This is a genomic window from Variovorax sp. WS11 (assembly GCF_010499245.1).
Classification (GTDB): Bacteria; Pseudomonadota; Gammaproteobacteria; order Burkholderiales; family Burkholderiaceae_C; genus Variovorax.
On record NZ_JAAGOW010000005.1, the window covers coordinates 1,216,652 to 1,235,230 of the forward strand.

Below are 18,579 nucleotides of genomic sequence, written 5' to 3' on the forward strand. Positions count from 1 at the left end.
CGCGTCCCCTTGTAAGGGGACGGCGAGCGGGAACCTTAAGCCGGACACTTCACGATAACTGTACTTCTTCGTAGGGACGAACGGAATCAGCCGGACTCGCGCACCGCGCGCTCGCAGCCTCCACCAAACACAAGAAGACATCATGCAGATCACCCGCGGCCAAGACGGTCTTCTGATCGTGGACAGACGACGTCCCGATCCAAAACCGACCGAGATTCTCGCCCGCTCGCGAACCGTTGGGGTGAATCGGACCGATCGTTCGGTGCTTGTCGACGCCGCCACCGTTCTGCCTATTGCGAGTCGCTTCGCCTTCGATGAGGCGACTCTGGACACGCTGCGAGACGGTGAGCATCTCGGCAAGTTTGTGCTGGAGCTTTGAATGGATCGTGTGCAGACACTGGCCCGAGCCGGAGAGATCCTGTGGGGCGCATGGCAGAAAGGTGCCGTGATCGAGTCCTTGCCGCAAGAATGCCGCCCAATTTCGCGTGCGGAAGGGTATCGAGTTCAGTCGACCTTGGAGTCGCGAAGTGCATTCCCGCTCTTCGGTTGGAAGATTGCGGCGACAAGCCCCGCGGGCCAAAGACACATCCAGATCGAGGGTCCGATCGCCGGACGGCTGCTGCGCGAGCAGGTGTTTAGCTCTGGTGCCGAGTTGTCACTTGCGCGCAACCGGATGGCCGTGGCCGAGCCCGAGTTCGCGTTCCGCATGGGCCGCGATCTCCCTCCGAAGCGTCAGCCCTATTCGGTGGCCGAAGTGACGGCGGCAGTTGCAAGTTTGCATCCCGCGATCGAGATTCCCGACTCGCGCTTTGACGACTTTACTTTGGCGGGAGAAGCGCAGCTCATCGCCGACAACGCTTGCGCGAACGAGTTCGTCCTCGGCGATCCCGCTTCGGAAAATTGGCGCAGCGCTAACCTTTCCAAGCATGAGATCCGAGGGCAGGTTCATGGGGCCAAGCGCAGCTATGTCCGTGCCGGCAGCGGCTCCGCGGTACTTGGCAATCCGCTTGAGGCGCTAGCTTGGCTCGTCAATGAACTGTCCTCGCTCGGGATCACCTTGATTGGCGACCAAGTCGTGACCACCGGTGCCTGCACCGTCCCCTTGGAATTGGAAGCAGGTGATCGGGTACTTGCTGATTTTGGTCAATTTGGTGCTGTGTCTGTGAGCTTCTGTGCGTAGAGCTTGATGACCCGAAACGGGTGTTCCACCTTGGCTCGCATGCGCGCCCCAGACATGCTCGATTCGGTCAAGCAATGGCTCATCGTGCTGACCGTATCCAGCGCCCGTCGCTTGCCTAGGCGGATGGCCACATGCCAGCGCGCCTTGATGCCCTGGGTTTCCTTGCACTTGACGACCTCCTGGTAGCCTGCGTCACCGAGGACGTCGGCTTCTTCATCGCGCACCAGTCGACTCGCTTGGGGCGTACGCCACGGCATTTGACGGGACAGGCGATCTGCGTGCCAGCATGGCCCGTGCGCTGGGTGTCACCGCCAGGAAGCGCCTGGACGTGATGGCCACCACGCGAATGCTTGTCGAACAGGGCGCGAGTCCAAGCTGCAGCTGGGATGCCGCACCCCAAGCCTTGCCGCTGCCGCTCGACTCAGGCTGCCCGACCTGTGGCCTTAATCGCATCATCGCGACCCATTTGGCCGTGCTGGTGGATGACTGCACCCGACGACGTGTGCTAAGAAGTCCTTGAGAGGCGCTTGCCGGGTCGCTGCGTTCAGGAACCCGGCGATCGGTCGGTGATAGACCGCGACTCGGGGCGTTCGGTCACTCCTCGTCGAGCATTCGGCTGACCTTGCTGCCCAGCGCGCTTTCGGCGCGGAAGTACCCCATCACGGTCGCCACGCTGTGATGCCCGGTCATGGCCATCGTCTCGGGCAGCGACATGTTCTGTCGGCCGGCTTCCGTGACGAACCCGGCCCTGAGCGAGTGCGCGCTAAAACTCCCTTCCACCCCCGCCAACGCACATCGCTCCTTCACGATGTCGCGCACGGCCGCAGGCGCGAGCGGCTCCCCCAGATGACCGCCCTTGCGAATGCGGCGGAAGAGGGCGCCTTCCTGGATGCCGCTGGCGGCGAGCCACGCCTGCATGGCCTGCGCTGCGCTGCCCACCAGGGGTTTCACGTCCTCGGGCCGCTGGGCGCCGGCCTGGTTGGTCTTGGAGTGCGCGAGCGTGTAGAGGTGGGAGCCGGCATCGACACGTTGAAGGTTCTCGAGCGTGGCCGAGGCGACCTCGGAGCGCCGTCGTCCGCCGGTCGCCCATGCGAACAGGAGGAGGGCGCGATCGCGTTTTCCCCGCAGGGTGTCGTCGCAGGTGGCCAGCACCGCTTGCAGCGGGTCCTTGGTGAGCGCGCGCTGCTTGCGCGGCCGGGTGCCGCGCTTGGCGTAGGCGCGGCGCGTCTGGGCCAGCAGCTCGCGCACCAGCGGGTCGGCGCAAGGATTCGGCGCCTTGGCCAGCTGGTGCGCCTTGGACAGCACCGCGATGCGGTGCACGAGCGTGTTGAGCGCGGGCGCGCCGAGCCGCGTCTTGTAGCCGTTGGCCACCAGCGCCTGGTCGATGTCCGGCGGCAGCTCGGTCACCAATCCCGTCAACAGGCCGGTCTTGGTATCCGCATCCGCTTTGCGCGCGGCGTGGTCGACGATGAACTGGATAACGACCGGCACCGGAACCGGCATGCGCAACGCATCACCGTAGCGCGCGGCGAACCAGGCCGCCCAGTACCGCATGGCCGAGCCGTACGACGCCCGGGTGTTGGCCGATTCGCCTTCGCGCATCAGGGCGCGCGCGGCGTCCTCGGCCATGGCGGTGAGCCGCGCGGGATCGAGCACGAGACTTCGCTCCGGCGCGGGCACCAACGCTGATTCTTGAGGAGCTGCTTGCTTCATAGTTTCATATGTATAACGTATGATTTGCTACATCATACATTGATAAGTCCCGATAACGTTCTCTTATCGGTGGTAAATATTGGACGGGGCAGGGCGGTCGTTTTTGCAAGACTAGGAGGGTCAAATGGCTGAAATTCGACAAACATTCTCCCGTGGCATCCAGGAAGACGACGTGTTCGCGGCCGCGGATGCGCTGCTGGCCGAGGGCAAGCGGCCGACCATCGAGCGCGTGCGGCTGAAGATCGGGCGCGGCTCGCCGAATACCGTGAGCCCCATGCTCGAGCGCTGGTTCGCGACGCTTGGTGAACGGCTGGTGGGATCGACGGCAGGTTCAGCTTCGGCACGTCCAGCCGGCAACGATCCGGACGGGATGCCGGTGGGCGTGCGCAATGCGGCGAAGCTGCTCTGGGAGACGGCGCGGCGCGAGGCCGAGGAAGTTCAGCGTGTCGAAATGGAGTCGGTGCGCTCGGACCTTCAAGTGCGCGAGGATGCGCTGGCCGAGGCGCAGACGGTGCTGGCGCAGCGCGAGGAAGCCTTCGCGCACGCGCGGGCGAGCCTGGACGCGGCGCTGGCCTCCTCGCAGCAGGCTCGCGAGACCTTGGAGCTGCAGCTCAAGGAGCACGCCCTCGAGGCACACCGGGTGCGCATCGGCCTGGACGACGACATCAAGCGGCTGACCGCCCTGCTCTCTCAGGCGGGCGAAACCCAGGAACGCATGCGCCGGGAGCACGCGGAACTCGTGGCGGCGAAGGACCAGGACCTGCGCCAGGCTGAAGAGCGACATGCGGGTCAGGCGCGGCGCATGCTGGCCGACGTGGACCGTGCACGGCAGTCGGCCAAGCTATTTGAGGCCGGCCTTGCCCGGGAGCAGCAGCAGCGCCTGCAGAGCGAGCAGGCTGCAGCCAATACACTGGAGGCCGGTCGGCGAATGCTTCGGGACACCCAGCAGACCGCCCACCAACTCGAGCGCGAGCTTCGCGATCAACTCGCCGCGCAGGCCGCTCTCGTGGCGCAGGCTCGAACGGAAGGCTCGGCGATGCAACAGCGACTGGACCACCTGCAAGATTTGCTCGGCGAAGAAAAGAAATCGCACGAGAGCACGCGCGCGCTGCTTTCCACCGCGCTCGCGGACATCCCCAAAACTGGCCGCGCTCGTCGTACCACGGCCAATAAGGCGAAGTAGCGCCCGCGAGGCTGGGCACGTTGCGCGTCAGCAGGTGAAATAGCGACCATGGCTTCTTCCATCACGAACGAGTTTGCCAAGCTGCTGCGCACGGTTCGCACCCCGGGTGACTACTATGCGACGGGCGCGTGCGCCATACCGCTGCCCCGCCTGGAGGTGGCCGGCGTCGGTGCCATCGCTTTGCCACTGCTTTCGGTTCAGGCCGGTCAGCTGATCGGGGTCGCCGAGCGCGCACCCTATGGACGCGGGCAAGAGACCTTGATTGATACCGAAGTCAGGCGCACTTGGCAAATCAACGCCGAGCGCGTGCTGATCGAGGGGAAGAACTGGGCACGAACCCTGAGCGCCATCGTGGAACGCGCCGCGACCGGACTTGGCGTGACCGACGCAGTGGTGCCTGCTCTCTACAAGCTCCTGGTCTACGACCAGGGCAGCTTTTTCGTCGGCCACCGCGACACCGAAAAGGCGCCTGGCATGTTTGCCACGCTCATCATCGCGCTGCCCTCCGTGCACACGGGTGGAGAACTCGTGATACGCCACAAGGGGCGCGAAGTGTTGCTGGATCTGCGCTGCCAGGACCCATCTGAGGCGGCTTTCGCGGCCTTTTATGCCGACTGCGTGCATGAAGTGCTGCCCGTGACGTCCGGCTGCCGACTGGCGCTCGTGTACAACCTGCTGCGAAGCGGGCGAAGCCGGCTTCCAAAGCCTCCGTCCTATGAGACCGAGCAGGCACGGGTCGCTGCACTTCTGCAGCGCTGGGCAGCCAGCAAGCCATTGGCCAACGACGCGTCACCGGAAAAGCTCGTTTACCCGCTCGAGCACGCGTATACGCCAGCCGAGCTTTCGTTCCTGGCGCTCAAGGGCCCGGATGCCGCGGTAGCCGGGGTGCTCGCCGAGGCGGTACAGCGCGCCGGGTGCGACCTGCATGTCGCGCTGCTGACGATCCACGAGAGTGGCTGCGCTGAGTACACGGGCTATTCTGGCTCACGCTGGAGGGGGCGAGCAGACGAGGAGGATGAGGAAGAATTTGAAATCGGTGAGGTCTGCGATCGAAGTCAGACGCTGTCCAACTGGGGACGGCCTGATGGCACTCGGGCCGCGCTCGGTGTCTTTCCGTTCGGCGATGCTGAACTTTGTCCCAGCGACGCTTTGGACGACATGGAGCCGGACGAGCAGTATTTCCAAGAGGCGACTGGCAACGAAGGCGCGTCCTTCGAGCGGACCTACAGGCGGGCGGCTCTTGTGCTGTGGCCGCAGTTGCGGCGGCTTGCGGTTTTCAATCAGGCTGGCCTTTCGGTTACCCTGCCCTGTTTGAGCGAGCTGACCGGGCGCTGGGCCCACAGTGGCGAGGGTCACGACTCGCCACTGTGGCGCGAGGCACACGAACTGTCAGGTCACATGCTGCGCACTTGGCCGAGGGTCATCGGCCATTTCCAGCAGGCCGAACAAGGCGAGCGCGCCAACTTCCTCGCCCTGCTCGCTCAACTCAGGGACACGGCGCGCATCGAGGCTTTCCTGGCCGACGTCGTTGCGGCCGGCATTTATGGCAGGAGCGACAACGAGGCGTTGCTGCGAGCCTTGCGCCTGCTGCCGCCACGCTGCGCTGACGCATGGATCGAGCGCATCATCGGCGCCAACGTGACGAAAAGGCTGGGTGCTTGCGCCGATTTGCTGGCTCGCGGCGCGCGCGCGGCCCATCTGAGGGGACTGCTGGCGGGCGCCGGTCTTGCGCTGGTCCAGGCGCTGCCCGGCAATCCAAAGCAAGACGTTCGCCCCGAAGTTGCATGGCAGCTCGAACGCGTGGATGCTGGCGTCGTCGCAGACCTCGTCGCGGCGTTGGCACGAATCGACCCGGACCTGGCGCTGCGCGCCGTGGATCACATCCTGGTGTGGCCCGAAACCTTTGGCTTGGATGAACTTGTCCTGCCCGCCATGCGCCGTCTCACCGAGTCCAAGCAATTGAACACGCATGGCGCCGTCGAGCGCTTGCGCACGGCCTGCCTGGAGCATCTTCACGGGCGTGTGGCACAGGCCCTGGAACCGCCCGGCGATTGGGCTCGCGCAGGCGTGCTCGGATGCCGCTGTCGGCGCTGCAGTGAACTGCACCGGTTCCTGCTCGATGCCGGCCAGAAGAGCTGGATCTACAAAGCGGCTGAATCCGATCGCTCGCATGTATCGATGTCGATACAACGCGATGGGTGCGATGTGGACTGCGTGACCGATCGACGGGGTCGCCCTTACAGCCTGGTGTGCACCAAGAACCAGGCCAGCTACGACAGGCGTGTCAAACAGCGAAAGCAGGATCTCGAAGATATCTCTCGCCTTGCGTACAGCTCATGCCCAGGGGTGACGTCGCGAAGCGGCCATTGACGGGTTGACCTGTGCAGATTCGGCGCCACTTCTTGCAAGGGATTGCAGGTGTTCTATCAACCATGCACAATGGGGGCGAGAAAACAACATTGATTGATAAAGGAGTTCGCCATGCAAAGCATGACCTTGGAGCAGCTACGCGCTACGGCCAGCGCCGGCGGCGTGACCGGTGTAACCCTCAAAGGCCAGGGCGGCGGCTTCTTCGTCGAAATCGCCACCCGCAGCGGCCAAGACGCCTGTTTGGTGAAGGCCCGCACCACCGAGCCGCGCCGCTTTGGCAATCCCACTTCCGCGTTGATCGTCTTGCGTGACGTTGGCATTGCCGTGGCGCAGGTCGACGCCACCGATTGGAACCCCGACCAGAAGGACATGACCCGCAGCCGGCAGAGCCGCGCCGTGGCCATGCGAGGCGCACACGAAGCCGCCGCCTACAACCAGTGGCTGGCCGGCGAGATTCAGGCATCCATTGACGACCCCCGGCCGAACATCCCTCACGATGAAGTCATGGCCGAGATGGACGCCGAAATTGCCGCCTTGCCGAAGAAAAAGCGCGCATGACGGCCAAGCCGTATCGCATTGAATGGCGGCCGATGGCACGCGAGGACTTGCGCGCCATCGTGCGCTACATTGGCATGGACAACCCGACGCGGGCCAAGAGCTTCGGCAAGGAGCTGCGCGACAAGACCAAGCCGCTTGCACAGCATCCAGAGCTTGGCCGCAAAGGGCGGCCGGGCTTGCCTGAATGGCTGCGCGAACTGGTCGTGCATCCGAACTACGTCATTTTTTATCGCGTGCTGGCCAAGGCCCGCACCGTCGAGATTTTGAGAGTGAAGCACGCGGCCCAACGGGTGCCGTGATTGGCGTGGCTCAGTTCGAGGTGCATCCCATTTCCTGAGGGTGTGCCGTGCAGCAAAGTATGCTTTGGGGATGTGAACTTGGGCTTCCGGAGCCGTTCGACCTGCCGCCCCTGTGGTCCCTGGATTCGCCCATCGTGGCGGAACGGTTTTTTTGGCCCTGATCGGCGGGGGGGCAGCACTATCCTGACGCCTTGGGGTACGAGGCTGAATTCAACGCCATCCTTCTCTTTCACAGGTCAAGGCTCCTGATCCATGAACTCTCCGAAATCACCTACCCGCCCAGGCGCCTGCGACAAGGACGTGCAGGCTTTGCTGGTTCGTCTTCGTTGTCCGACCCCTCTGCATGGGTTACGCACGCTCCTGTTGGGGCACATCGCCAGCCCGCGCTTGGATGTCTCACCGATGGCGCCGTTGGCCCAGGCCTGGGGCGGCGAACTTCCCGAGTTCGCGTCGGCCGAAGAGGTCGAGGAGGTGATGCAGGTGATCGTGCAGGGCCTGTGGAACCGACTGTCGGAGCACCAGAGTACGCGCAACCCGTTCCGGCTGCCGCGCTTCGAGGTCTCGCCCACCCGCCAAGCCCTGCACGATCTCGCCCGCACGCGCGCACAGGAGCTCAAGGGCTTTGTCGACGGGCTGTTCGGCACCGACGACGAGATGCTGCTGCCCCAGAAGGCCCATGAAGCCGTAGTGGCCCTGGCCGAACTGCACGCGATGTTCGCTGGCGCGGCCGGGCTCCTGGCCGACGAATCGAAGCCGGCTCCGGATCAGGAGCTCAAGGGGCTGCTGCGCAACATGCAGCAGATGACCATAGCCGCTGACGAGCAGATCAACAAGGCGGTGCAGTCGTGCAAGCGGGCCCGCGGCCAGCGCCTGGAGACCATGGCCACGGTCATGTCGAGAAAGATCATGTCCGCAGGGGATCGTGATAGTGAGGAGCGCGACTTGTCTGGACGCGACAACGAGGAACCCGACTTCATCGAGTCGCCGCTCAGCCAGACGGTGACGCGCAACGGGGTGACTGTCCGGGTGGACATCTACGGCGACTCCAATGGCCGGTGGATCCTGGAGATCGTGGACGGGGAGAACACGTCGCATGTATGGGATGAGCATTTCGAGACGGACCAGCAGGCCCTGAACGAGGCGCTGCGCGCACTCGATGAGGAGCCGCTCGAGTTCCTGGGTCGTGGCGCAAAGCAGCCGTTGAACTGAAGTCGGTGGCTCGGCCTTGCCGGTGGGCTTGTCGAAACATGCCCGCAGCCGCGATGAGATCCGCAGAGGCCTTCCTCGCGCTGCGACGCAAGGACGCCGGCAAGGAGAGCATTCCATTTCCTGGTGGTGTGCGCTGCAGCAAATCTTCAGCGGCCGAACTTTCTACCCAGAGGCGCACCGATTTCCGCCCAAGAGGTCGACTTCTGCTGCACCGCACACCCCCAACTTCTGGATGCTCTCCCACATGGGGGATGACCGGCCGCACGAATCGGTGCACAAGATGACGCATGGATGCGAAGAGCTTCGAGGCATCGGGCAAGAGGCGCACGCTGATCGCAGCGTGCCTGCTGGTGTGCATTCCCGCAGCGCTTGCGGTTGGGATCGGCCTGTCGATCGGCGACCGTGAACTTGGCAAGGTGCTCTACACGGCTGCGATCACGCTCGTGTTCGCCGGTCTTTTCGGGGGGCTGCTGAAGGTGCAGCTTGACGAAGTCGCGGCGTTCAAGCGCAAGCGCGAAGACGCGGCCTCGTTCGTGACCAACGTTCTGACAGACCTGAGGGCGTGTTCGACCAGGTGGCGCGGGCAAGAATCCTGATTCCTGCCCATCAGTCGGTCGCGACGTACGGTGACGAGTTGCGAGCCTTGATCACGGCGCGCGTGCAGCTTCGCAACGTGGTACGGGCGCTGGAGCGCAGGGCAGACGGCATCGACGAAGAGACACGTTCGGAGGTCACGCGGTTGGTGCGCCGCATGGACGACTTCGTCGAGGGGCTGACCTGCGAGTTTAGAGACAACTACAAGCGTCTGTCGGACCAGCAGCGCGGCTTCGAGGAACGCGCCGCTGTGCTGATGAAGAAGTTCGGCGCAGACCTGGGCCAGCAGAGTCCTCCGGAGCTTCCAGCCTTTGTCTGGAGTTCGATTTCCGAACTGCCGCGCCTTGCCGACTTCATGGGCCCGGCAACCGACTACCACGCGCAGTTCGAACGGCCGCTGGACGATGCGAGCGAATGGCTCAGGAAGGAACTCGCGCGCATTCTCGGCAGCACGCCAATGAGCAGCACGCGGGGGCAGCGCCGGGCATAGTCTCCTTGTCCCACTCATGCGGCCAACAGCGAGAGCGATTCAAATGGTGGGGTGTGCAGACGCTAACTTGCGAGTTCCCATCGCGAGTGGTCAACCTGCGGTCGAGTTCGCTGGCTGGAAAATGACGTCCGACGCGCCTTGGAGCTTGGCCATGCAGATCAAAGTCAGTTTTGCCATTTCCGGCGGCACTGCCGAGTCGGAGGCGTTGCCGCTGCTGACGCTGGAGGTTGATGCGCAGCCGAGCATCGAAACTTTGGGGCTGCGCTTGGCCGATGCCAAGGCGCTGCTCGCGCGGATGCAGGCGCAGATCGTCACGCGTCAGGTCGACTTGCTGTCCTCCAGCCGGTCGTCCGAGCCATTCGAAGCATGAGCGATGCGTTCGGCACGCAATTGATCGCCGAAGGCATCGCCAACGCCGACGACTTGCGCGTCCTGCGCGACCTCGACATCGGCTTCGGCCAGGGCTTCATGCTCGGGGCACCGGCGAAGGCTGCCATCGCGAGGATCCCACCCGCTGCCGACACGGTCCTCAACGGCAATCGCATCGCCGTCATGCCGATCCCGGGTCCGGCCCACACGGCCGTGTTGCGCGGATTGACTTTTCAGAAGGCGGTGACGATCGACGCAGGAAGGACTAACGAGCGCGTCTCGGAGATGTTCCATGGGCGCGATGACCTGCATGCCCTCGCGGTGGTGGAAGGCGGCTCGTCATGCGAACCCCCTCACGCTGCTGCCGGGCAACATGCCCATCAACGTGCACATCGAGCGCCTTCTGGTGAGCGGCACCGAGTTCGTCGCCTGTTACGCCGACCTGAACAATTTCAAGGCCTTCAACGACCACTACGGCTACTGGCGCGGCGACGGCCTGATCCGCATCGCCGCCGAACTGCTCAGCCAGAACGCCGATCCGGTCCACGACTTCGTGGGGCACATCGGCGGCGACGATTTCATCGTTCTGTTCCAGAGCGAGGATTGGGAGGGCCGCTGCAGGCACATCGTCGACGAGTTCTCGCGGCAGGCCGCCGCGATGCACGACGAGGCGGGATCGAGGTCGAAGACCGCCATGGCGTGATTCGCTTCTTTTCCTTGTGCTCCCTTTCCATCGGGGCCGTCCGCATCAAGCCGGGCGATGTGCTGTGCGCGGAGGACGTTGCCAACGAAGCGGCCCTGGCCAAGCATCGTGCCAAGACCGATCCGTCCGGGCTGGTGATTCGGGACGTGGGTTAGCCCGAAGTTCCCCGCCTCTGTAGTCACTCCATCGACGGCAAGTACTTGTCGCCGCTGATGAATCCTCCTCCATGGAGGATTTTTTTGGGCAATACATGTAGTCACTAAATACCATTGCAAATGTCACGTTAATGGACTAGATTGATTTCCATGGCATCCCGCACCGGTACCGCTCATGTCGTCACTACGACGCGCACCTACAAGGACCAGGTCTATCGCACCCATCTGCTGCGGCGCAGCTACCGCGAGGACGGCAAAGTCAAGAACGAAACTCTGGGCAACCTGTCGCACCTGCCCGATGAACTCATCGAGATCATCCGGCGTTCGCTGCAGGGCGAGACCTTCGTGCCCGTGGCCTCGGCGTTCCAGATCACGCGCTCGCGCCCCCACGGCCATGTGCAGGCGGCAAGCGCCGCGATGGCCAGCCTGGAGATGGCCTCGCTGCTGGCCTCCAAGCCGTGCCGCGAACGCGACCTGGTGCTGGCGATGGTGGTCGCGCGCATCGTCGCCCCGCACACGAAGCTCGCCACCACCCGCTGGTGGCACACCACGACACTGGCCGAGGACTTCGGCATCGCACAGGCCGACGAGGACGACCTGTATGCGGCGATGGACTGGCTGCTCGAGCGCCAGGATCGCATCCAGAAGAAGCTCGCCTCGCGCCATCTGAGCGCTGGCGCCCTGGTGCTGTACGACCTGTCCTCCAGCTACTTCGAGGGCAGCTGCTGCCCGCTGGCCAAGCTCGGCTACAGCCGCGACGGTAAGAAGGGCATGCTGCAGGTCAACTACGGCCTGCTCACCGATGCGCGCGGCTGCCCGCTAGCCGTGTCGGTGCACGAGGGCAATGTCGCCGACAGCCTGACTTTGCTGCCCGAGGTCCAGCGGCTGCGCGAGGACTTCGGCGTCGAGCAACTGGTGATGGTGGGCGACCGCGGCATGATCTCCAGCAAGGCGATCCAGGAGCTGCGCGAGACCGAAGGCGTGGGATGGATCAGTGCATTGAAGAGCGTCTCGATTCGCGCGCTGGTCGAGCAGGGCCACCTGCAGTTGGGCTTGTTCGACGAGCGCAACCTGCTCGAGCTCAGCTCGCCGGACTATCCCGGCGAGCGCCTGGTGGCGTGCCGCAATCCGGAGCTTGCCAAGCTGCGCACGCACAAGCGTGAGGAACTGCTCGCGGCCACCGAGGCCAACCTCCAGAAGATCAAGGCCCGGGTGGATGGCGGCAAGCTCGCCGGCCAGGACGAGATCGCGCTGCGCGTGGGCAAGGTGGTCAACCAGTACAAGATGGCCAAGCACTTCGAGCTGGCCATCGGCGACATCACCTTCACCTTCACGCGCAAGCGCGACGCCATTGCCGCCGAGGCGGCGCTGGATGGCATCTACATCATCCGCACGTCGGTGAGCGCGGCGCAGATGGACTCGGCCGACTGCGTGCGCAACTACAAGTCGCTGGCCAACGTCGAGCGCGCGTTCCGCTCACTCAAGACGATCGACCTGAAGGTGCGTCCGATCCACCACCGCACCGCCGATCGGGTGCGCGCGCACATCTTCCTGTGCATGCTGGCCTACTACGTCGAGTGGCACATGCGCGAGGCCTGGCGCGAGCTGATGTTCGCCGACACCGACCAGCAGGCCAAGGCCGCGCGCGACCCCGTGGCACCGGCCACGCGTTCCAAGACGGCACTGACCAAGGCAGCCCGCCACACGCTGGATGACGGCACGCCGGCGCACAGCTTCTCGACCCTCATGGCCGTGCTCGCCACCGTCGTGCGCAATACCTGCCGCACCCCACAGGCCGGTCCCGAGGCACCCACCTTCGAGCTCCTCACCAACGCCCAGCCACTGCACCTGCGCGCCCTCGCGCTCGTGCAAAACATCAAGCCGTAGACAGAAAACTTCCCCGCCAACTCACGCAAGTGCTTGAGTCACAAAGGGATCTCGTCAACTGCATCGGGGAACTTCGGGTTAGCGCGCAGCCGATCGGGCAGCGCTGCCCTGGAGGAACACACGGTCCCCGGTGCCGAGATTCGCCCGATGCCGGCCGCCTCGGCAACATCGTGCCGAAGCCGGCCCCATGCTCGCGCAGCGGCAGTTGGTGCCGCCCGGCTCGGCCACCGTCAAGGCCATCGATTACAGCCTCAAGCGCTGGAAGGAGCTCACTCGCTTCGTCGAGGACGGCGACGTGCCGATCTCCAACAACTGGGTCGAGAACCAGATCCGGCCGATTGCCCTTGGCAGAGCGAACTGGTTGTTCGCCGGCAGCCTGCGCGCGGGCAAGCGGGCCGCGGCGGTCATGAGCCTGCTTCACTCGGCACGCATCAACGGGCACGACCCCTACGCGTACCTCAAGGACGTCCTCGAGCGACTGCCAACGCACTCGGCCAGTCGGATCGACGAGTTGCTGCCGCATCGCTGGACGCCGCCTGAGGGCTGAACGCGCCGGCGGCGCCAACCCCGCCTGCTACGCTGCGGCGATGGCCACACGCAAAACCGCTGCACGCAGGAAATCCAAGCCCAAGCACGCTTACCGACTGCTGGTGAAGCTCGAGGGCAGCGAGCCGACCGTCTGGCGGCTGATCAGCGTGCCCGGCCACATGACGCTGGCCGATCTGGACCGCATCATCCAGGCGGCGATGGGCTGGACCAACAGCCACATGCACCTGTTCGCCATCGACGGCAACCTGTACGGCCTCCCTGATGACGAGTGGATCGACGACAAACCCGTACTGCCCGACGATGAGTTCACCCTCGACGAGGTGGTGGGCACGACGGTCAAAGGCTTCCTGCACGAATACGACCTCGGTGATGGTTGGCACCACGACGTGACGGTGCAGGCGGTCGAGCTCCCTGACGAAGGGCGCAACAGCTGGCCGATGTGCTTGGCCGGCGCGAACGCCTGTCCGCCAGAGGACGTCGGCGGGCTCGGTGGCTATGAGGAGTTCCTGCAGGCCATCGGCGATCCGTCCCACGAGCAGCACGACGCAATGTTGCGCTGGTGCGGCGGTCCGTTCGACCCGAAGAGCTTCGACATCAACTCGGCCAACCGGGCTATCCGCGACTGGCTGTCCGAGCGCCTCTGAGCCGGCTCAGGCAGGAAGGGAGGCGTCAAGTGTGATGGCCGGACGGATACCGCGCGTCGGCGCGTGGTGGTCGAATGATGCGTAAGGCGAGTGGCGCCGCTTGACCATCCGCGGCGAGCGCTTGTTCAGCGTGCGGGTGGCGCGGATCCGGGCGCAGGCTTCGAGCAGTTCATTGAACCACCGTCGTCGACGCCTCGGGCGCGCTGGGGGGAAAGGCCCCGGAGCGGGGCTGTGCGCGGCGAAGCAGCTGCACATGCCCTGTGAAGGACAGCTCGGCGTGTGCCATTCGATGCCGTGTGGCGCCCTGATGCAGCAGCCAGCGCACCGAGTAGTGCGCCAGCACCCAGCCATAGAACTCCTGGCGCACGAGCTCCGCGGTCTTGCTGCGCAGCACGCGGCGGCTCTGTCGCAGGTGCGTCTTGAGCTCGTCGAACACGCCCTCGATCTCCCAGCGCTGGTGGTACACCGCTGCCAGTTCCAACGCCGGGGCGACCTGCGGGTCCAGCAACGTGGTCAGCAGTCGGTAGCGCGGTTCTGCATCGGCCAGTCCCGGCAAGGCGTACTCGATGACGCGCACCACGATGGCTTGGCTCGTCGCCTCGCTGCGGCTCACACCGGTGGGATGGATGGCACTGAGGTACGAACCATCGTCGAGCATGCGATGCACCGGCAACTGGCGGTTGCCCACGCAGCGCCAGAGCAACTGCGCGCCGGTGGCTTGCGCCTGCTGCCAGTGCTCGAAGCCGTTGAACCCCCGGTCGGCCAGGCACAGCATGCCCGGCCCCAGCCGGGGCAACAGCGGCTGGAACAGCTCCCACTCGCCGCTGCGGTAGGGCCCCAGGTTGGCGCCCAGGATCGCGTGCGTCGCGCACTCAACCAGCACCGCGCATCGCGCCTGCGGGTAGCCGGCATGGCCGATTCGGCTGCCCGGGTAGCCGAAATGCGCCGCGTTCTCGGCCTCGTCAGGCAACTCGAAGGTGCTGCCGTCAATGGCGACCAGCCTCAGGCCGGCATAGAACGCGTGGGAATGAGCCTGAGCGTCAGCCATGGGCACACAGCAGCGCTCGACCAGTTCACGCATCGGCGCCGCGCCGATCTTGCTGCGCAAGCCGCTGATCGAGGACTTGGTCACCCGGGGTGGCTCGGCAGCCCCGGCGGCCCAGGCCAGGCCCTGCGACACGGCGGCGAACACTTCCTCGTACGCGGCCTCAGGGTACAGGCTCAGAGCCATGCAGTAGTACGCCCCTGCTACTGCCGGAAAGCTGCGCACGCGCTGCGAATTGCAGCCGTGAGCATCGAGCACCGCATTCACCACCTCGGCCGGCACGACCCGCGCCAGCAGGCTGGCACTCAGAAAGTCGGCCAGCCTTGCTCCACTTCCCAGGACCGCCTTGGTTCGCGCCATGCTCGACTCCGTCGTTGGGACGGCAGTCATTATGCATCAAATATCTCTATCCGAACAGTATTGAGACTTGACCCTCCCCAGCGGGAGAGAAGGTCAACATGGGCAGCGCTTAGAGGCCAGGGTCTTTGCGCGCTGAGCGCGAGGATTTCAGCCTCAGCGGGAGGCTCGGAAAACCTGCAGAGCGCGGGCTTCAGGAACCCCGAATCGAGGGCATTTTGCAGCTTCTGGAATCTCATTGGGGGACGCTCCTCAACGTCTGCTGTTGGCCGTTGGACTAAACCGCTGACGCGGTGGATGTGTGCGACGAGGGCAGATCGCGTTGCGCGGAGGTGAGTTGTACCTTGGTTGCGGGGAATGTTCCCCGGAACTCGGAGACGACGATGACACCACTACGTCAACGCATGATCGATGCGATGGTGCTGCGTGGCTTCAGGCCACGCACGCAAGAGTCCTACCTGAGGGCTGTCGCGCAGATGGCCCGTCACTACCGCCGAACCCCGGAGCTGATCACCGACCAGGAGGTCCAGGCCTATCTGCTGCACCTGGTGCGCGAGCGGCATCTGGCGCGCAGCAGCGTCAATCAGGCTTCCAGCGCCGTGCGGTTTCTGGTGTGCGAGGTGCTCGGCCAGAACGAGCGACGCCAGCGCATCCCCATGGGTCACACCCCGCAGCGGCTGCCCGACGTGTTGTCTCGCGCCGAAGTGGCAGCGGTGCTGGCTGCGCCGATGTCCATGAAGGCGCGCACGCTTCTGATGACGGCCTACGCCAGCGGGCTGCGCGTGAGCGAGCTGTGTCAACTGCGCGGCTGCGACATCGACTCCTCGCCCGACCGCATGTGCATTCACGTCATCGCGGGCAAGGGAGGGCACGACCGCTACAGCCTGCTCAGCCCGGAGTTGCTCGAGCAGTTGCGGCTGTACTGGCGGCAATGCAGACGCACTGCACAGGCCGAGGACTGGTTGTTCCCTGCGCGGCTGAACCCCTCCCAGCACCTGGACACCCGTAGCGCCGGGCGCTACTTCTACGCCGCGCGCAACGCTGCGGGCATCGCCAAGGTCGGCGGCATCCACACGCTGCGCCACTGCTTTGCCACACATCTGCTGGAAGCCGGCGTGGACCTCAACAGCATCAGCCAGTTGCTCGGCCACGCCAAGCTCAGCACCACCAGCCGCTACCTTCGCATGGCCCGCCCCGGCCACAGCGCAGGCGACAGCGCGCTGGCGCTGCTAGCCCATCTGCCCAAGGTCGAGCCAGAGGCGCCGTCGTCACCGCCGACGCCACCGCGACCGCCGCTGCACTGAAGCCGCTGCGCGATGAGCGCCACCCTGGCCGAGGTGCTGCACACCTTCGGGCCGGCCTATCTGCGCCAGCACACGCTGAGCACGCCGCAGGCGCGTGCCTGGCGCGCCATCGTCGCTTGCCGCACACCGGTGCTGGGTGGTCAGTTGCAGCGCTGTGACCAGTGCGGCCAGGAGCAGCGGCTGTTCCACTCGTGTCGCAACCGGCACTGTCCGCAGTGCCAGAACGACGCCCGCGACGCCTGGCGCCAGGCCCAGCTTGCCGAGTTGCTGCCGGTACCGTACTGCCACCTGGTCTTCACGCTGCCGCACGCCCTCAACGCCCTGGCGCAGTTCCACGCGCGCTGGGTGTACCGCACGCTGATGCAATGCGCAGCGGCCACGCTCAGCGAGTTCGCCGCGAACCCGCGCTGGCTCGGTGCAACAGCTGCCTTCACCCTGGTGCTGCATACCTGGACGCAGGACCTGCGCCGCCACATCCATGTGCACGCGCTGATGGCCTGCGGTGGGTTGGACGGCGATGGCCTGTGGTGTGCACCCAAGCGTAGCCCGACGTTCCTGTTCCCGGTGCATGCGCTGTCACGCGTGTTCAGAGGCAAGTTCGTCGACGCGCTGCGCCGCGCGAGTCAGGCCGGCGAGTTGCCCCGCGATCCGGCCAACACGCCGGCGATGCGCCAGGCACGGCTGGCCGAGCTCAAGCGTCACGACTGGGTGGTGTATGCCAAGACGCCGCTCACTGGCCCCGAGACGGTGTTGGACTACCTGTCGCGCTACACGCACCGCGTGGCAGTCTCCAACGAGCGCATCGTCGGCATCGATGCCAACGGGGTGCGACTGCGCGTACGCGCCGACGATCATGGCGGCAAGCGAACGGTCCTCATCGACGGGCCGACCTTCATCGCTCGCTTCCTGCAGCATGTGCTGCCGCCGGGGTTCAAGCGCATCCGCCACTACGGGTTGCTGAGCCCGGCCGTCAAGGCCGAGCGGCTCGCGCAGGCCCGCTTGGCGCTGTCGATGCCCGCGGCCAATGCCCAGGCTCGAGAGGACGCCGCCACGTTCCTGCAGCGCGTCACGGGCATCGAAGTCTCGTGCTGCCCGCACTGCCGCTTGGGGCACTGGCGTACCGTGCAGGTGTTGCCACCACAGCGCGGCTGCGCTGCACCGCAAGCCGTTGCATGCCGGGGTCCGCCGTGATACCCGGCCGGCGCATCACCGTCCAAGAACTTGTCCACCGACATCGCGACGGCGGTGCGGATCGTCCCGACGTGTGTGACCGAACCATCGCTATGCTGCGAACGACCCATCGCTTGCGCCTCGACCGCCCAACGGCCGTCACCAGTCGCCGCCTGAGCACCCACGCTCACCCCTCCACACCCCGCACGTACTACCGTCACCGCGTCTGAACCTTACATTCCCCAACAGCCCCGCACGCCATCGCCGAGCGGCGGTTCAGTCCATCGACGTTTATCTGCCGCCGCAACACCAGCGCGCTCGATCAGCGTCGGCACGGCGTCAGATAAATGCTCTCCGGTAGCCGGCGACTACTGCCGATACTTCTTCGGGATAGGGTGCGTTCGGCAGTCGAATGGTCCGTCCGCGCCGCTACCGCGAATGCGGGTTTCGAAGTACTGCCGCTTCGAACTGGCCGTTTGGAGACCTTGCACTGTCGCGGCGTCGATTTCGCAGTAATGGTAGTAGGTCGTCTTGAGCTGAATGACCATGTACCGCTCTGCTTTGTCGTAGCAAATCCGCGAAATATCACCGCTCTCCTTAACGTCTGCACATGCGAAGGCGTCAAGTGCGACGCCGCCGTGATACTTGACTTGAACGGTTTCCGCCGTGGCGACTTGGCATATCAAAACAAGCGCCGAAAAGAAGATGAATCTCAACGTGACCTCCAATTTTGTTCCTCGGCTCAAGCTTGCCGCGATGTCCCCCTCTGGCTGCCCCCGTCATGGCGGAGCGCCTGAGCC

20 protein-coding genes and 2 pseudogenes are annotated in these 18,579 nt (G+C 65.0%); 17 read left to right on the forward strand and 5 right to left on the reverse strand.

Features of this window, described 5'->3' with window-relative positions; genetic code table 11:
- Positions 1 to 142: 142 nt before the first annotated feature.
- Both GXN78_RS40330 and GXN78_RS40335 read left to right on the forward strand, forming a co-directional pair.
- Entirely contained in the window at positions 143 to 379 is a 237-nt protein-coding gene (locus GXN78_RS40330) for a hypothetical protein (protein ID WP_106558079.1), read from the forward strand.
- Complete coding sequence (locus GXN78_RS40335; protein ID WP_106558080.1) at positions 380 to 1,180, forward strand: hydratase; 801 nt, start codon at positions 380 to 382, stop codon at positions 1,178 to 1,180.
- Positions 1,181 to 1,182: 2 nt separating this feature from the next.
- Here the strand turns inward: GXN78_RS40335 and GXN78_RS40340 are convergent.
- A pseudogene (locus GXN78_RS40340) lies at positions 1,183 to 1,419 on the reverse strand (IS5/IS1182 family transposase); the annotation flags it as partial.
- A 355-nt stretch (positions 1,420 to 1,774) separates the two neighbouring features.
- The gene (locus GXN78_RS40345) at positions 1,775 to 2,809 is read right to left on the reverse strand and encodes a site-specific integrase (RefSeq protein ID WP_239143164.1); all 1,035 of its coding nucleotides are present in this window, start codon (positions 2,807 to 2,809) and stop codon (positions 1,775 to 1,777) included.
- A 208-nt stretch (positions 2,810 to 3,017) separates the two neighbouring features.
- On the opposite strand from GXN78_RS40345, the gene GXN78_RS40350 reads away from it, so the two are divergent.
- The 8 genes from GXN78_RS40350 (at position 3,018) to GXN78_RS40385 (ending at position 9,966) form a co-directional block, all read left to right on the forward strand.
- Complete coding sequence (locus GXN78_RS40350) at positions 3,018 to 4,076, forward strand: DNA-binding protein (RefSeq protein WP_106558082.1); 1,059 nt, start codon at positions 3,018 to 3,020, stop codon at positions 4,074 to 4,076.
- Positions 4,077 to 4,124: 48 nt separating this feature from the next.
- A complete protein-coding gene (locus GXN78_RS40355; protein WP_106558083.1) occupies positions 4,125 to 6,446 on the forward strand; it encodes a 2OG-Fe(II) oxygenase in 2,322 nt (773 codons plus the stop codon).
- Between the two features lie 111 nt (positions 6,447 to 6,557).
- Positions 6,558 to 7,004: a hypothetical protein gene (locus GXN78_RS40360; RefSeq protein WP_106558084.1), complete on the forward strand. Its 447-nt coding sequence runs from the start codon at positions 6,558 to 6,560 to the stop codon at positions 7,002 to 7,004.
- A complete protein-coding gene (locus tag GXN78_RS40365) occupies positions 7,001 to 7,303 on the forward strand; it encodes a type II toxin-antitoxin system RelE/ParE family toxin (protein ID WP_106558085.1) in 303 nt (100 codons plus the stop codon). Before GXN78_RS40360 ends, GXN78_RS40365 begins: the two co-directional genes overlap by 4 nt.
- Before the next feature lie 252 nt (positions 7,304 to 7,555).
- A complete protein-coding gene (locus GXN78_RS41845) occupies positions 7,556 to 8,512 on the forward strand; it encodes a hypothetical protein (protein ID WP_239143101.1) in 957 nt (318 codons plus the stop codon).
- 287 nt (positions 8,513 to 8,799) lie between these two features.
- Entirely contained in the window at positions 8,800 to 9,108 is a 309-nt protein-coding gene (locus tag GXN78_RS40375; protein WP_106558086.1) for a hypothetical protein, read from the forward strand.
- Positions 9,075 to 9,596, forward strand: coding sequence for a hypothetical protein (locus GXN78_RS40380; RefSeq protein WP_146163092.1), 522 nt, complete (start codon positions 9,075 to 9,077; stop codon positions 9,594 to 9,596). The genes GXN78_RS40375 and GXN78_RS40380 overlap by 34 nt, the downstream gene beginning before the upstream one ends.
- Before the next feature lie 151 nt (positions 9,597 to 9,747).
- Positions 9,748 to 9,966, forward strand: a complete 219-nt coding sequence (locus tag GXN78_RS40385; protein ID WP_106558088.1) for a hypothetical protein — start codon at positions 9,748 to 9,750, stop codon at positions 9,964 to 9,966.
- Here the strand turns inward: GXN78_RS40385 and GXN78_RS41850 are convergent.
- Positions 9,915 to 10,277: a hypothetical protein gene (locus GXN78_RS41850; RefSeq protein ID WP_239143102.1), complete on the reverse strand. Its 363-nt coding sequence runs from the start codon at positions 10,275 to 10,277 to the stop codon at positions 9,915 to 9,917. The genes GXN78_RS40385 and GXN78_RS41850 overlap by 52 nt on opposite strands.
- Between GXN78_RS41850 and GXN78_RS40395 the strand changes: the two genes are divergently transcribed.
- The 5 genes and pseudogenes from GXN78_RS40395 (at position 10,258) to GXN78_RS40415 (ending at position 13,903) form a co-directional block, all read left to right on the forward strand.
- Positions 10,258 to 10,668, forward strand: a complete 411-nt coding sequence (locus tag GXN78_RS40395; protein ID WP_106558089.1) for a diguanylate cyclase — start codon at positions 10,258 to 10,260, stop codon at positions 10,666 to 10,668. The two genes, GXN78_RS41850 and GXN78_RS40395, sit on opposite strands and share 20 nt — an antisense overlap.
- Positions 10,669 to 10,682: 14 nt before the next feature.
- A complete protein-coding gene (locus tag GXN78_RS40400; RefSeq protein ID WP_164256205.1) occupies positions 10,683 to 10,823 on the forward strand; it encodes a hypothetical protein in 141 nt (46 codons plus the stop codon).
- A 150-nt stretch (positions 10,824 to 10,973) separates the two neighbouring features.
- Entirely contained in the window at positions 10,974 to 12,710 is a 1,737-nt protein-coding gene (locus GXN78_RS40405) for an IS1634 family transposase (protein WP_164256395.1), read from the forward strand.
- A gap of 187 nt (positions 12,711 to 12,897) precedes the next feature.
- A pseudogene (locus GXN78_RS40410) lies at positions 12,898 to 13,257 on the forward strand (transposase); the annotation flags it as partial.
- Positions 13,258 to 13,360: 103 nt separating this feature from the next.
- Positions 13,361 to 13,903 carry a plasmid pRiA4b ORF-3 family protein gene (locus GXN78_RS40415; RefSeq protein WP_239142849.1) on the forward strand — a complete coding sequence of 181 codons (543 nt, stop codon included), beginning with the start codon at positions 13,361 to 13,363 and terminating at the stop codon, positions 13,901 to 13,903.
- Between the two features lie 169 nt (positions 13,904 to 14,072).
- Here GXN78_RS40415 and GXN78_RS40420 read toward each other — a convergent pair whose 3' ends face one another.
- On the reverse strand, positions 14,073 to 15,308 hold the full coding sequence (locus tag GXN78_RS40420) for an IS4 family transposase (RefSeq protein WP_164256397.1): 1,236 nt from the start codon (positions 15,306 to 15,308) through the stop codon (positions 14,073 to 14,075).
- Positions 15,309 to 15,688: 380 nt separating this feature from the next.
- Here GXN78_RS40420 and GXN78_RS40425 point away from each other — a divergent pair, with 380 nt between their 5' ends.
- Both GXN78_RS40425 and GXN78_RS40430 read left to right on the forward strand, forming a co-directional pair.
- Complete coding sequence (locus GXN78_RS40425) at positions 15,689 to 16,609, forward strand: site-specific integrase (RefSeq protein ID WP_106561491.1); 921 nt, start codon at positions 15,689 to 15,691, stop codon at positions 16,607 to 16,609.
- A gap of 12 nt (positions 16,610 to 16,621) precedes the next feature.
- Complete coding sequence (locus GXN78_RS40430) at positions 16,622 to 17,800, forward strand: IS91 family transposase (RefSeq protein WP_106561490.1); 1,179 nt, start codon at positions 16,622 to 16,624, stop codon at positions 17,798 to 17,800.
- A gap of 347 nt (positions 17,801 to 18,147) precedes the next feature.
- Here the strand turns inward: GXN78_RS40430 and GXN78_RS40435 are convergent, their stop codons facing one another.
- Positions 18,148 to 18,495, reverse strand: coding sequence for a KTSC domain-containing protein (locus GXN78_RS40435; RefSeq protein ID WP_106561542.1), 348 nt, complete (start codon positions 18,493 to 18,495; stop codon positions 18,148 to 18,150).
- Positions 18,496 to 18,579 lie beyond the last annotated feature (84 nt).

What these genes read in the sequence shown, in the direction of transcription:
- GXN78_RS40430 (WP_106561490.1), top strand. Translation starts at nt 16,622, where the DNA reads ATGAGCGCCACCCTGGCCGAGGTGCTGCACACCTTCGGGCCGGCCTAT.
- GXN78_RS41850 (WP_239143102.1), bottom strand. Translation starts at nt 10,277, where the DNA reads ATGCAGGTCATCGCGCCCATGGAACATCTCCGAGACGCGCTCGTTAGT.
- GXN78_RS40405 (WP_164256395.1), top strand. Translation starts at nt 10,974, where the DNA reads ATGGCATCCCGCACCGGTACCGCTCATGTCGTCACTACGACGCGCACC.
- GXN78_RS40355 (WP_106558083.1), top strand. Translation starts at nt 4,125, where the DNA reads ATGGCTTCTTCCATCACGAACGAGTTTGCCAAGCTGCTGCGCACGGTT.
- GXN78_RS40345 (WP_239143164.1), bottom strand. Translation starts at nt 2,809, where the DNA reads ATGGCCGAGGACGCCGCGCGCGCCCTGATGCGCGAAGGCGAATCGGCC.
- GXN78_RS41845 (WP_239143101.1), top strand. Translation starts at nt 7,556, where the DNA reads ATGAACTCTCCGAAATCACCTACCCGCCCAGGCGCCTGCGACAAGGAC.
- GXN78_RS40420 (WP_164256397.1), bottom strand. Translation starts at nt 15,308, where the DNA reads ATGGCGCGAACCAAGGCGGTCCTGGGAAGTGGAGCAAGGCTGGCCGAC.
- GXN78_RS40360 (WP_106558084.1), top strand. Translation starts at nt 6,558, where the DNA reads ATGCAAAGCATGACCTTGGAGCAGCTACGCGCTACGGCCAGCGCCGGC.
- GXN78_RS40335 (WP_106558080.1), top strand. Translation starts at nt 380, where the DNA reads ATGGATCGTGTGCAGACACTGGCCCGAGCCGGAGAGATCCTGTGGGGC.
- GXN78_RS40425 (WP_106561491.1), top strand. Translation starts at nt 15,689, where the DNA reads ATGACACCACTACGTCAACGCATGATCGATGCGATGGTGCTGCGTGGC.
- GXN78_RS40365 (WP_106558085.1), top strand. Translation starts at nt 7,001, where the DNA reads ATGACGGCCAAGCCGTATCGCATTGAATGGCGGCCGATGGCACGCGAG.
- GXN78_RS40375 (WP_106558086.1), top strand. Translation starts at nt 8,800, where the DNA reads ATGGATGCGAAGAGCTTCGAGGCATCGGGCAAGAGGCGCACGCTGATC.
- GXN78_RS40350 (WP_106558082.1), top strand. Translation starts at nt 3,018, where the DNA reads ATGGCTGAAATTCGACAAACATTCTCCCGTGGCATCCAGGAAGACGAC.
- GXN78_RS40385 (WP_106558088.1), top strand. Translation starts at nt 9,748, where the DNA reads ATGCAGATCAAAGTCAGTTTTGCCATTTCCGGCGGCACTGCCGAGTCG.
- GXN78_RS40330 (WP_106558079.1), top strand. Translation starts at nt 143, where the DNA reads ATGCAGATCACCCGCGGCCAAGACGGTCTTCTGATCGTGGACAGACGA.
- GXN78_RS40395 (WP_106558089.1), top strand. Translation starts at nt 10,258, where the DNA reads ATGGGCGCGATGACCTGCATGCCCTCGCGGTGGTGGAAGGCGGCTCGT.